Source organism: Mycetocola sp. Y791 (assembly GCF_059445325.1).
Genome location: NZ_JCAIUC010000001.1, coordinates 890,706 through 903,628 on the forward strand (window position 1 = coordinate 890,706; position 12,923 = coordinate 903,628).

At 66.1% G+C, this 12,923-nt stretch carries 11 protein-coding genes; 6 read left to right on the top strand and 5 right to left on the bottom strand.

The genetic code is table 11. The features are described from left to right. Positions 1 to 41: 41 nt before the first annotated feature. Both AC1C2N_RS04125 and AC1C2N_RS04130 read right to left on the bottom strand, forming a co-directional pair. Positions 42 to 830 carry an ABC transporter permease gene (locus AC1C2N_RS04125; protein WP_495432977.1) on the bottom strand — a complete coding sequence of 263 codons (789 nt, stop codon included), beginning with the start codon at positions 828 to 830 and terminating at the stop codon, positions 42 to 44. Next, entirely contained in the window at positions 827 to 1,876 is a 1,050-nt protein-coding gene (locus tag AC1C2N_RS04130; RefSeq protein ID WP_495432978.1) for an ATP-binding cassette domain-containing protein, read from the bottom strand. Before AC1C2N_RS04130 ends, AC1C2N_RS04125 begins: the two co-directional genes overlap by 4 nt. Before the next feature lie 62 nt (positions 1,877 to 1,938). Between AC1C2N_RS04130 and AC1C2N_RS04135 the strand changes: the two genes are divergently transcribed. The 4 genes from AC1C2N_RS04135 (at position 1,939) to AC1C2N_RS04150 (ending at position 7,870) form a co-directional block, all read left to right on the top strand. Beyond that, positions 1,939 to 2,898, top strand: a complete 960-nt coding sequence (locus AC1C2N_RS04135; protein ID WP_495432979.1) for a helix-turn-helix transcriptional regulator — start codon at positions 1,939 to 1,941, stop codon at positions 2,896 to 2,898. Between the two features lie 31 nt (positions 2,899 to 2,929). Further along, the gene (locus AC1C2N_RS04140) at positions 2,930 to 5,158 is read left to right on the top strand and encodes a heavy metal translocating P-type ATPase (protein ID WP_495432980.1); all 2,229 of its coding nucleotides are present in this window, start codon (positions 2,930 to 2,932) and stop codon (positions 5,156 to 5,158) included. 148 nt (positions 5,159 to 5,306) lie between these two features. Further along, positions 5,307 to 7,493, top strand: a complete 2,187-nt coding sequence (locus AC1C2N_RS04145) for a DEAD/DEAH box helicase (protein WP_495432981.1) — start codon at positions 5,307 to 5,309, stop codon at positions 7,491 to 7,493. A gap of 2 nt (positions 7,494 to 7,495) precedes the next feature. Beyond that, positions 7,496 to 7,870 carry a DUF6804 family protein gene (locus AC1C2N_RS04150; RefSeq protein ID WP_483405746.1) on the top strand — a complete coding sequence of 125 codons (375 nt, stop codon included), beginning with the start codon at positions 7,496 to 7,498 and terminating at the stop codon, positions 7,868 to 7,870. 34 nt (positions 7,871 to 7,904) lie between these two features. On the opposite strand, the gene AC1C2N_RS04155 is transcribed toward AC1C2N_RS04150, so the two are convergent. Continuing rightward, on the bottom strand, positions 7,905 to 8,216 hold the full coding sequence (locus tag AC1C2N_RS04155) for a hypothetical protein (RefSeq protein ID WP_483405747.1): 312 nt from the start codon (positions 8,214 to 8,216) through the stop codon (positions 7,905 to 7,907). Between the two features lie 98 nt (positions 8,217 to 8,314). Beyond that, positions 8,315 to 8,584, bottom strand: a complete 270-nt coding sequence (locus AC1C2N_RS04160; protein WP_495432982.1) for a mycoredoxin — start codon at positions 8,582 to 8,584, stop codon at positions 8,315 to 8,317. A 152-nt stretch (positions 8,585 to 8,736) separates the two neighbouring features. Between AC1C2N_RS04160 and AC1C2N_RS04165 the strand changes: the two genes are divergently transcribed. Further along, positions 8,737 to 9,765, top strand: coding sequence for a 6-phosphofructokinase (locus AC1C2N_RS04165; protein ID WP_483405749.1), 1,029 nt, complete (start codon positions 8,737 to 8,739; stop codon positions 9,763 to 9,765). 100 nt (positions 9,766 to 9,865) lie between these two features. On the opposite strand, the gene AC1C2N_RS04170 is transcribed toward AC1C2N_RS04165, so the two are convergent. Next, the gene (locus AC1C2N_RS04170; protein ID WP_495432983.1) at positions 9,866 to 11,995 is read right to left on the bottom strand and encodes a S9 family peptidase; all 2,130 of its coding nucleotides are present in this window, start codon (positions 11,993 to 11,995) and stop codon (positions 9,866 to 9,868) included. 42 nt (positions 11,996 to 12,037) lie between these two features. Between AC1C2N_RS04170 and AC1C2N_RS04175 the strand changes: the two genes are divergently transcribed. Then, complete coding sequence (locus AC1C2N_RS04175) at positions 12,038 to 12,877, top strand: aldo/keto reductase (protein WP_483405751.1); 840 nt, start codon at positions 12,038 to 12,040, stop codon at positions 12,875 to 12,877. Positions 12,878 to 12,923: the final 46 nt, after the last annotated feature.

Below are 12,923 nucleotides of genomic sequence, written 5' to 3' on the forward strand. Positions count from 1 at the left end.
AGGGCCGCTCCCGGATGAGGGGGCGGCCCTGCTGCGTGCTGTCAGTAGCTCTTTCTCATCGCGGTGATGCCGACCCAGAGCCCGAGAGCCGCGAGCGAAAGAGCCGCAGCGAACCCACCGAACACGACAGGCGCTCCGAGGTCACCGGCGAGTAACGCCCGACTGGCACCGACGATGTGGCTGATCGGATTGACCGACGCGGCCACTCGCATCCACTCGGGTCCCTGTTCAAGGGGAAGCAGCATCCCGGACAGGATCATCAGCGGGAAGATCAGCGCCTGCTGTATGACCCAGAACATCCAGTCGGACTTCCGGCTCGCGAGGGCGAGCGCGTAGCTGAGCGCTCCGAGACCAATGCCGAAGATGGCGAGCAGAACGAGCGTCAGGAGCATTCCCGGGATGCCGGGCCGGAACCCGAACGGAATGGTCACGAGCGCGATGACCGCGACCTGCACCGTGATGGGCACCATTTCTTTGAGCGCCCGCCCGATGAGGAGTGACGAGCGGGCGATGGGGGCGACGAGCGTGCGTTCGTGCGAGCCCGTCTGCATCTCGTACAGCAGGTTCGATCCAGTCGCGCTCGCGCCGAAGAGGGCGACCATGACGAGGATGCCCGGCACAAACCAGGCGAGGACCTCGGGAGCGGGGTCTCCCGATGACCCGATGAGCAGCGGCCCGAACAGCCCGAGGAAGATGACGGGCTGCACCAGGCTGAAGATGAGTGAGAACGGATCGTGCAGGAGCGGTTGGAGTTCCCTCCAGAGCACGTTCCAGGTGTCGCGCGGAAGGTGTGTCTCGCGGGCGGTGCGTGTTGCTGTGAGAGCGGTCATGATCGAACCTCTGCGTTCTCGGGTGGGGGAGTCGTGGAGTTGGGCGAGTCGGCGGAGTCGGGGCTGGATGCGCTGTCATCGCGGAGGCTTCGGCCGGTGAGGGCGAGGAAGACGTCATCGAGCGTTGGCTGGCGGAGGGCCGCCGTGTGCACGGAAATGCCCGCGGCGTCGAGGTCACGCAGAAGACGCGGAAGCACCTCGTCACCGCGCTCGAGGGAGATCTCGAGCACTCGCTCGTCATGCGCTGCCCGGTCAAGCCGGGCGGTCGGGAGCGACGCTGAGACGAGATCGGCTGTTCGCGCGGCATCGGCGGCAGAGCCGAGCCCGATGCTCAGAACGTCCCCGGCCAACCGCGATTTGAGTGCCGGAGCCGTGTCGTCGGCGATCATCCGTCCCGAGTCCATCACCATGACCCGTTCGGCGAACTGGTCCGCCTCCTCGAGATAGTGGGTGGTCACAAAGATCGTGGTGCCGTGCTGGCGTCGCAGGGTCAGGATGTGCTGCCAGAGATTGGCGCGACTCTGCGGATCCAGTCCCGTCGAGGGTTCGTCGAGGAACAGTAACTCGGGGGAGTGCACGAGTCCGAGAGCGATGTCGAGTCGGCGTTTCTGGCCACCGGACAAGCCGAGCACCGGTCTCTTCTCCAGGCCGCCGAGTCCGAGTGATTCGATGAGGTCGTCGGCCCGCTCCGCCGTTGCCGCTCTCGGCATGCCATAGAAGGCTCCCTGGTTGAGCAGTTCGTCCCGCACCCGGTGGTTGTGGCCGGCACTGTTGCCCTGGCCGATGTATCCGATGCGCGACCGCACCCGGGAACTCCGCGTGGAGATGTCGAACCCGGCAACGGTTGCTGTGCCCCTCGTCGGCGGCAGCAGGGTCGTCAGCATCCTCAGGCTCGTCGACTTGCCCGCGCCGTTCGGCCCGAGGAATGCGACGAGTTCACCGCGTTCGACGTCGATCGTGAGCTCGGTCACCGCGGCGGTGATGTTCTTCTTCACGGTGAACTCTTTGCTGAGCCCCCGTGCGCTAATCATGATGTCTCGTGTCATGACACCGAGACTAAAAACAAATGCGGCCACTTTCTGTCCTGATAAACGTCGACAATGAGACTATGTCAGCAACCACGTCTCGGGCTCTTGAGCTTCTCGCCCTCCTGCAGACCCACCGGCACTGGCTAAGCTCCGATCTCATCCAGCGCCTCGGGGTGACGGCGCGCACCCTCCGCCGCGATATCGACAGGCTGCGTTCTCTCGGCTATCGGGTGACAGCGACGCGGGGGTCAATCGGCGGCTATCAGCTTGAGGCCGGCCCGGAACTCCCGCCCCTGTCGCTCACCGACGAGGAAGCCGTCGCCATGGCGATCGGGCTGCGGGCGTATGCAACCCAGGGCATTGCCGGAGGCGAAGTCACGGCGCTGGCCGCGCTCGCCAAACTCGAGCACCTGCTCCCGGCCGAGCTCCGCAGGCGGGTGAACGCGCTGTCGGCTCATGTGCAGCCTCTCCGCCGCGACGCCCCGCAGGTTTCGGCCGAACTCCTCGGCCAGCTCGCCCTGGTGTGCCGCGATCAGGACCGCATCCGGTTTCACTATGAAGCGCGTGATGGCTCACAGACCGACCGGCTCGTCGAGCCGCACTCGATAGTGTCGTCGTCCCGCCACTGGTTTCTCGTGGCCTGGGATGTCACCCGGGCAGACTGGCGCACCTTCCGCATCGACAGGATCACCAGGTTCTTCGACACCCGTGTACGGTTCGACGCTCGTGAGCTCCCCGCCGAAGACGCCGCCGAGTTCATTCAGGTCGCGGTTTCGCAGCTGGCCGAACCTCGACTGTACGCCGACGTCGTGATGGACCTTCCCCTGGAGCAGATGCGCGCCCGGTTCGGGCCCTGGTCGGACGGAGCCGAAGCGGTTGACGACGCCCATACCCGCTGGCCCATCGGCGGTGGGTCGTTCGAAGAGCTGATCAGTGCGCTCGCCTGGGTTGAGCGCGGCGTCGAGTACCGGATCGAGGGAAATGACGAGTTTACCGAGTTTGTCCGGGAAGCGGCGACGCGGATGCTGCGGGCAACTTGAACGTAATACCCCCTAGGGGTACCGTGGAAGAGTGAAGACCGCAACGCTCGAAATTTCGGGGATGACCTGTGCCAGTTGCGTCGCTCGCGTGGAAAAACGCCTGTCCCGGCTGGACGGCGTGACCGCCGAGGTCAACCTCGCCACGGAGCGAGCCAGCGTCCACTTTCCGGCCACGGTGTCCGCCGAGCAGCTGGTCACGGCGGTTGAGTCCGCCGGCTACGGGGCCACGCTGGTGCCAGAGCGTCCGCTCGCCGGGCCTGCCGCCCGCGCGGAGCCGGCATCCCTTCGCACCAGGCTTATCGTGAGCGCTGTCCTCACGCTTCCCGTCGTGGTGCTGGCGATGGTTCCGGCCTGGCAGTTCGTGAACTGGCAGTGGGTGTCGCTCGCGCTCGCCGCCCCGGTTGTGATCTGGGGCGGATACCCCTTCCATCGGGCGACCTGGCTGAACCTCCGCCATGGCACGCTCACCATGGACACCCTCATCACGCTCGGCACAGGGGCCGCATTCCTCTGGTCGCTCTGGGCGCTGTTCTTCGGCATGGCTGGAATGCCCGGAGCGACGCACGAGTTCAGCCTGTTCACCCCGGACGCCGACCCGTCGGGAACCATCTATCTCGAGGTAGCCGCCGGAGTCACCGTCTTCCTTCTCCTCGGTCGCTACATCGAGCAGCGCTCTCGGCGTGCGGCAGGGCACGCGCTCCGGTCACTGCTCGAACTGGGAGCGAAAGATGTGACGGTGCTGCGTTCCGGACCGTCCGGATCGCAGGAATCCACGATCCCGGTCGGCGAACTCACGACCGGCGATCGGTTTGTCGTCCGTCCCGGTGAGACGATCGCCACGGACGGCATCGTCGAGTCCGGCTCTGCCGCCGTCGATGTCAGCATGCTCACGGGAGAATCGGTCCCCGTCGAGGTGGCGCCGGGCGACGCGGTGACCGGTGGCACGATCGCCGGCGGTGGGCGGCTCATCGTCCGGGCGACCCGGGTCGGAAGCGAGACGCGGCTCGCCCAGATGGCGCGCCTCGTCGAAGCCGCCCAGCTGGGAAAGGGGCAGGCCCAGCGGCTGGCCGACCGGATCTCGGCGGTCTTCGTACCCATCGTCATCGCCCTCGCCGTTGCTGTGTTCGCGGGGTGGGTGCTCGCCGGTAACCCGCTCTCGTCGGGATTCACCGCGGCGGTTGCCGTGCTCATCATCGCGTGCCCCTGCGCCCTCGGCCTCGCCACCCCCGTTGCACTTCTCGTCGGCACCAGTCGCGGTGCGCAGTCGGGCATTCTCATCACAGGCCCTGAAGCGCTCGAGCGGGCGCGCCGAATCGACACGGTCGTGCTCGACAAGACGGGCACGGTCACGACGGGAACCATGACGCTGACCCGTGTGACGACGACCGACGAAACCGCGCTCGGTCGTGCGGCGTCGCTCGAAGCCGCGTCGGAGCATCCGATCGCCCGTGCGATCGTCGCCGGGGCAGTGGACCTCGTGGGCACCGATGGACATCGTGCGGTGGCGCCGGCGGTGTCCGACTTCCGTAGCGCAGCGGGACTCGGCGTGACGGGAACCGTTGACGGCTCCGAGGTCGTCGTCGGGCGGCCTGCCTTTGCCGCCGAACACGGTTGCACGGTGCCCGGTGGGCTTGCGGATGCCATCACCGCGGCGGAATCCGCGGGATCGACAGCGGTGGTGGTCGGCTGGGATGGCGAAATTCGAGGCGTGCTGGAGGTGGCCGACACGGTCAAGCCGGGAGCGCGTGCCGCCGTCGAGCGCCTGCGCCGACTCGGACTCAGCATCGTCCTGCTGACCGGCGACAACGAGCGCGCCGCCCGGGTCGTCGCCGGTGAGCTCGGTATCGATCGTGTCGTCGCGGGCGTGCTCCCCGAACAAAAGGTCGACGAGATCCGGCGCATCCAGGGCGAGGGCCACAGTGTTGCGATGGTCGGCGATGGCGTGAACGACGCGGCAGCGCTCGCGACGGCTGACCTCGGTATCGCGATGGGTTCCGGGACGGATGCCGCGATCTCGGCGTCAGACATCACGCTCGTCCGCTCCGACCTCGGAAGCGTTGCCGACGCCGTCGAGTTGTCGCGAAAAACGCTCGCTATCATCCGCGGCAACCTGTTCTGGGCGTTCGCCTACAACGTCGCTGCGCTCCCGCTCGCCGCTTTCGGGCTGCTCAACCCGATCATCGCCGGCGCCGCCATGGCGTTCTCGAGCGTATTCGTGGTGCTCAACAGTCTCAGACTGCGCTCATTCACACCACGCTGACCTCTTCCATGGCGTAGAATGAGCGAGCGCCCGCCGTGTGGGGTGTGCCGATCCGCAATGAACATCTTCGCGTCGATTGGTCACGTAATCGGCGCCCGCTGTCTCGGCCACCGGCATCCGCCTGGCCATTCGACTGCTCAGGAGGAGCATGCCGCACACCGGTACACGCCGCAGTTCTGGCCGACAGGCCACCCGCGGATCTTCATCGCGCGCATCATCGTCGCGCGGTTCATCGTCACGACACGATGACGAATCCCCGATCATCCCCATCCTCGCTCGCAAGGTGCGCGAGGTTGAAGCGAAGGCGCAGAAGGGCAAGGTCGGGCCAACCAACCGGACCAAGTTCCAGGTCATCGCGTTCCTGGTTCGTGAGGAACGGGCGAAGGTCAAAGCCGACACCACCCTCAGCGACAGCACGCGAGCCGAACTGCTGAAGCGGCTCGACGGTGTTGCGACCATTCTTGCGAAGACCGCCGCGCGCGACACCTCGCTCATCACGCTGCTCGAAGCGGATGCCGCCACCACGCCGGTTGCGCAGAAGTTGCGTCGCGACTGGCTGCTCGAGTCCGGCGCTGAATTGAGCCCCGATGAGCTGATCATCACCACAACGAAGCCGGTGCTTGAGCCCGTAGTTCCCGCCGAACTCGCGGAGAAGCAGGTCATCCCGCAGTCCGTGAAATCGAGGCTGATGGCCAATCCGTTCCTCGCCCCGGTCCTCGACCAGCCGGAGGTGAAGCAGCCCGTTCGCGGTCGGCTCTCCAACTGGGAGCTGATGGGCCCGCTGTACAAGGCGTTCGAACAGGGCTCAGGCGGGCGAGCCGCGAGCATGGAACTCCCCGAGGCGCCGAAGATCGACAGGCTCTCTCCCAAGGGTCGCGAGATCATGCGGCACCAGGCCCGATTCGTTGAAGCGGTCCGGGAGGGTCACCGCACCTTCCTGCTCGCCGACGAGCCCGGGCTCGGCAAGACCGCGCAGTCGATCCTCGCCGCCAGCGTCGCCGACGCGTGGCCGCTGCTCGCCGTCGTCCCCAACGTCGTGAAGATGAACTGGGCACGAGAGGTCGAGCGCTGGGCGCCGAACCGCCGCGCAACGGTCATCCACGGTGACGGTCGCGACCTCGATGCGTTCGCCGATGTCGTCATCGTCAACTACGAAGTGCTCGACCGTCACCTCGCCTGGCTGGGAACCCTCGGGTTCAAGGGCATGGTCGTCGACGAGGCGCACTTCATCAAGAACCTGCACTCGCAGCGTTCACAGCACGTGCTCTCGCTCGCGTCGCGAATCCGCAAGCTGACACCGGGCGGCAACCCGTTGATGCTCGCGCTCACCGGTACGCCGCTCATCAACGACGTCGAGGACTTCAACGCCATTTGGCAGTTCCTCGGCTGGGTCGATGGTGACAAGCCGGCGCCGGAACTCATGGCGAAGCTCGAGGAGACCGGACTCACCCCGGCCGACCGGGACTTCTACCCTGAGGCTCGCAGCGCTGTCATCGAGATGGGCATCGTCCGTCGTCGCAAGATCGACGTCGCCAAGGACCTGCCGTCGAAGATGATCGCCGATCTTCCCGTCGAACTCGACGACGACCTCGGGCGTTCCATCCGCGACGCCGAGCGCGAACTCGGCGCCCGGCTGCTCGCAAAGTACCGTCGCATCATCGAGGCACGCGGGGAACGCGCGTCGCTGGCCGGAGAACCGGACACCGACATCATGCGCCTCGTTGCCCAGGGCGAACTGGACGAGTCCAAGGCGTCTGGGGGAGCGGAAAACGTCTTCACCATGGTGCGCAAAATCGGCCAGGCGAAAGCAGTGCTCGCGGCCGATTACACGGCGCAGCTGGCTCACTCGGTGGGCAAGGTCGTCTTCTTCGCCAAGCACATCGACGTCATGGACACAGCGGAGCAGGTCTTCGCCGGCCGCGGCATCCGCACGGTGTCGATCCGTGGAGACCAGTCGACTCCGGCCCGCCAGGCCGCGATCGATGCCTTCAACAACGACCCGGACGTGGCCGTTGCTGTCTGTTCGCTCACCGCTGCGGGAGTGGGACTCAACCTTCAGGCCGCGTCGAACGTCGTTCTTGCCGAGCTCAGCTGGACCGCTGCGGAGCAGACGCAGGCGATCGACCGCGTTCACCGCATCGGCCAGGACGAGCCGGTGACCGCGTGGCGGATCATCGCTGCTCACACGATCGACGCGAAGATCGCCGAGCTCATCGACAGCAAGCAGGGCCTCGCGGCTCGGGCGCTCGACGGCAGCGACCAGGAGATCACGACGAGCGATTCCGTCCAGCTCAACGCTCTCGTCGCGCTGCTGCGCGACGCGCTGGCGGCGTAATCGTGGCGAAACCACAGGCACGGCCTGCCGAACCGACATTCTCGAGGCCTGCCCTCGCCCCCGGCATCCTCGCCGCCATCGTCCTGATGGCGGGTGTCGCGTTCATCGAGGACTCGTGGTTCATCGCGGTGCACTTCGCCGTGACCATCCTCGCGGTGATCATCGGCTGGTTCGCGATCCAGGGCAGGCAGTACTGGTGGCTGATCGTCCTCGTGCCCATCATCGTGCTGTGGAACCCGGTGTTCCCGTTGCCGCTCTCCGGTGACGGCTGGTTCGCTGCACAGCTGATCGCGGCGATCCCGTTCGTCGCGGCCGGTGTGATGATCAAGGTCGACACCCCGGCAGACGCACACGCAGAAGACCGCCGCAGGCGCTAGGCCAACGGCGGTCGGGGTTCCGCTGATTGAGGGTTTAGCCCGGGTCTGGTGCGAGTTCCTCGGCTTCGGCAGGAGTGGCCGCGTCAACGGCCGGATTCTCGGCAACACGGTCGGACTGTCCGCTCGGATTGTCTGACGCCGTGTCGTGGCCGGTTGCGTTGTTCTCGACCGACCCGGAACCCGAGTCGTGCGACTCCGGGTCACCAGCGGCATCATCGGCGACGATGTCGGCGTCCTGCGGAATCGAGAAATCGGTCAGCGGGTCGTTCGAGGTCGCGGTGTTCGCGGTTCCCTCGGTGTTTTCCGTGTTCGGCCCGGTCTTTGGGGTGTTCTGTGCGTCGGTCATGGCTCGAGGCTACGGCGACGGTGACGGCCGAGGCTACCCCTTGCGCTCTCGAAGCGGATGCTGTTCAGCCGCGCGCGAGCACACCTGAACAACGTCGCTCAGGCGCCGAGCGCAGCCTTGACGGCGATGAGAGACGGGTTGGTCGCCGAGGTGCCATCCGGGTAGATCACCGTCGGGACCGTCTGGTTGCCGCCGTTGAGGCTCGCGACCAACTCGGCAGTTCCCGGGACCTCTTCGATGTTGACTTCGGTGTACCCGATTCCGGCCTTGTCGAGCTGGCTCTTCAGTCGTGAACAGTAACCGCACCATTCCGTTGAGAACATCGTGATGGTGCCGTCTTCGGGAATGTAACTGGTCGTTGTGCTCATGATTTCGTGGGGCTTTCTTGCTACTGTTCTCGGTCTATTGCGGGTCGCGGGCGCCGGCGGGTAAACCCCGGCGCGTGCTTCACGCTATCCTCATTGCAGCAACGACGCTGCTCTTTTCATTCCCCCATCTACCGTATGAGGAACGTAACCCTATGAGAATTGGTGTACTCACCAGCGGCGGCGACTGCCCCGGACTGAACGCCGTCATCCGTGGAGCCGTGCTGAAAGGCACCAAGATCCACAACCAGGAGTTCATCGGAATTCGCGATGGGTGGAAGGGTGTCGTCGAGGGACTGACCATGCCGCTCGACCGGCACAGCGTGCGCGGCCTCGGCAAGCAGGGTGGCACCATCCTCGGCACCAGCCGCACGAATCCGTTCGAGGGCCCGCACGGCGGCCCCGAGAACGTCCAGGCGACACTCGACAGGCTCGGGATTGACGCGCTCATCGCGATCGGTGGAGAGGGCACTCTCGCGGCGGCGAAGCGGCTGACGGATGCCGGACTCCAGATCGTCGGAGTGCCGAAGACCATCGACAACGACCTCGATGCCACCGACTACTCGTTCGGCTTTGACACCGCCGTCGAGATCGCCACCGAGGCGATCGACCGGCTGCGCACCACTGGTGAGTCACACAAGCGCTGCATGGTCGTCGAAGTCATGGGACGCCACGTCGGCTGGATCGCGCTGCACTCCGGCATGGCAGCAGGCGCCCACGCGATCCTCATCCCGGAGCAGCCTCAGTCGATCGATCAGATCTGCGAGTGGGCGAAGAGCGTCGGAGACCGCGGCCGCGCCCCGGTCATCGTGGTCTCAGAGGGATTCACGCTCGACACCATGGAGAGCGCTCACTCCGAGAAGGGGCTCGACGCGTTCAACCGTCCCCGCCTCGGCGGAATCGCTGACGTGCTCGCCCCCATCATCGAGGAGCGTACAGGTATCGAGTCCCGCGCCACGGTGCTCGGGCACCTCCAGCGCGGTGGCGTACCGAGCGCGTACGACCGCGTGCTCGCCACCCGCCTCGGCATGGCTGCCATCGACTCCGTCATGAAGAAGGAGTGGGGCACCATGGTCGCGCTGCGCGGCACCGATATCGTCAACGTTCCGTTCGAGGATGCCCTCGGCGGGCTGAAGACGGTGCCTCAGGAGCGCTACGACGAGGCCGCAATCCTGTTCGGCTAAGCCGTACGTCTCGGTTCAGCCATCCTCGCGAACGCTGCACTTCCATGCCCGCGCTGCAGAAACATCTGCAGCTTGAGCATGGAAGTGCAGCGTTCGGCGTTTAGTCGGCCAGACCCAGCACCTTGAGCAGCCAGGCGAGCTCGTAAGCGCGCTCGTGCCAGGCCTTGTACCGGCCGCTGACTCCGCCGTGACCCGCGCTCATCTCGATCTTGAGTAGTGCCGGCGCGCCCACCTCGCGCAGGCGGGCCACCCACTTCGCTGGCTCAACGTAGAGCACCCTCGTGTCGTTGAGGCTCGTCACCGCGAGGATCTGCGGGTAATCGACTCCCTCCCGCACGTTTTCGTACGGCGAGTACGACTTCATGTACTCGTAGACTCCGGCGTCCTCAAGCGGGTTTCCCCATTCGTCCCACTCGATGACGGTGAGCGGAAGATCAGGATCGAGGATGCTGGTCAGCGGGTCGACAAAGGGAACAGCGGCAAGGATGCCGGCGAAGAGTTCAGGGGCAAGGTTGGCGACGGCGCCCATGAGCAGGCCTCCCGCGCTTCCGCCCTCAGCGACCATCCGCTCCGGAGTGGTGTACCCCTCGGCAACGAGATGACGTGCACACGCGACGAAGTCGGTGAACGTGTTCTTCTTGGCCAGCGTCTTGCCGTTCTCGTACCACGCGCGGCCCAGCTCGCCACCGCCACGGACGTGCGCGATGGCAAAGGTGACGCCTCGGTCCAGCAGGCTCAGCCGCGCCACCGAGAACGCCGGGTCCATGCTCGCCTCGTAGGAGCCGTACCCGTAGAGCTCGAGCGGACCGGGGTGGGCCGCTCCCTTCTTCCAGACCAGCGAAACGGGGACCCGTGTCCCGTCGTCGGCGACCGCCCACTCGCGTTTCTGTTCGTAGTCGAGCGGGTCGTACCCGCCGAGCACCGGCTGCTGCTTGAGCAGGGCGAGCTCACCGGTGCGTACGTCGAGGTCGAACACCGTCGCGGGTGTGACCAGTGAGCCGAACCCGAATCGGACCGTCGGTTGCGTCCACTCGGGGTTGCTCGACGACCCGACGGTGTACAGCGGTTCGGTGAACGGCACCTCGTCGACGGCGAGAGCAGCGGGGGAGTCGACCCCGTCCAGGGTCGCGATGCCGAGCTGGCTGAGCCCCGCCCGCCGGTAACCGAACACGAGGTGGCCGGCGAACGCTTCGACATCCTCCAGCCTGACCTCGGCGCTGTGTTCACGCACGACGATGGCGTCCGCCGGGCCGGTGCCGACGGCATCCGGGCGCACAGCGACCAGCTCGAAGTTCGGGGCACCGTCATTGTGAAGGATGAGGAACCAGTCCTCGCCGCCGATCACGGCGTGCTCGAGGGAGTACTCAACCTCGTCCCGGCGTTCCCAGACCACCCGCGGCTCGGCGGTCGGGTCAGCAGCATCGAGGATGAGCCACTCGCTGGTGACGCTCGAGGAGACCACGATGATGATGTACTTCGCGCTCCGGGTGACTCCGGCGCCGACCCAGAACCGTTCGTCCGGCTCGGAGAGCACGACGACATCGGCGCTCGACGCCGTGCCGACCTCGTGCCGCCAGAGCGTGTCCGGTCGCCAGGACTCGTCAACCGTCGTGTAGAACACGTGGGCGCCGTCGGGGGAGAAGGTCGCGCCGTGTGAGGTGTTGGGAATCTCGTCCGGCAGGTCGACGCCCGTCACCAGGTCACGGATCCGGAGGGTGTACCGCTCGTCACCCTCGGTGTCGACGGCCCAGGCCAGCAGCCGGCCGTCGAGCGAGACGTCGAACGAGCCGAGCGAGAAGAACTCGTGCCCATCGGCCTCGACGTTGCCGTCGAGCAGCACCTGTTCACCGGCGACGTCGACGCCGGGGGTGAGGGTCGGCGGCGTCCAGTCGAGCGGGTCTGTGATGGGCGCCCGACAGTGCAGGGCGTACTCCTTGCCCTCGATGCTCCTCGAGTAGTACCACCAGTCGCCCTCACGCACGGGAACGCTGAGGTCGGTCTCGAGGGTCCGTCCCTTGATCTCCTCGAAGATCCTCTGCCTGAGTGGAGCGAGTGACGCGGTCTGCGCATCGGTCCAGGCGTTCTCGGCTTCGAGGTGGGCGATCACCTCGGGGTTGCTCTTGTCGCGCAGCCATTCGTAGTCGTCGACGACTGTATCGCCGTGGTGAGTCCGTTCGGTGGGGCGCTTCGCGGCGCGAGGTGCAGCGCGAGGTGCGGAAATATCAGGCATGATTCCACGCTACCGGGCATCACCCGGGCATAGGGTCGACACATGACTTCTCTCCGCTCGCTCACGCTCAATGACGGCAACCAGCTTCCAGGAATCGGATTCGGCACCTACCCGCTGAAGGGTCAGGAGGCGACGGATGCCGTGGCATCCGCTCTCGAAATCGGCTACCGGCTGATCGACACCGCTGTGAATTACGGCAATGAGGATGCTGTCGGCCGCGCGATCGCGGAGACCTCTGTACCTCGATCGGAGATCACGCTCACAACGAAGCTGCCGGGCCGCGACCACGGCTACGACGAGACCCTGCGGTCGTTCGATGCCTCTGCCAGCGCGCTCGGCGTCGACACCATCGACCTCTATCTCATTCACTGGCCGAACCCGTCGGTCGGGAAGTTTGCCGAGAGCTGGAAGGCGATGGTGCAACTGCAGAGGGACCACCGGGTTCGCAGTATCGGTGTGTCGAACTTCACTCAGGAGTTCATCGAACGGCTTGGCGCCGAGACGGGTGTGCTCCCCGCGGTGAACCAGATCGAGGTGCACCCGTACTTCCCGCAGGAGCCCCTCATCGAATTCCACACCGAGCGCGGCATCGTCACTGAGGCCTGGAGCCCGCTTGGAAAAGGCGCGGCGCCGTACAAGGACGAGGTCGTCGTCGACATCGCTCGCGAACACGGGATCACCCCGGTGCAGGTCATCCTGCGCTGGCACACGCAGCGCGGCACAGTCCCGCTGCCGAAGTCAGGAAACCGCGAGCGGCAGCTGGAGAACTTCTCACTCCCCGGTGGCGACCTGTCCGCCGAGGAACTCGCCGCGATTACCGCACTCGGGCGCGAGAACGGGCGACTGTTCGGCGGCGACCCGAACACCCACGAAGAGATGTAGGGGCGGGTCCGCGACGTTTCCGGACGTCGCGGATCCTGGGCGTGAG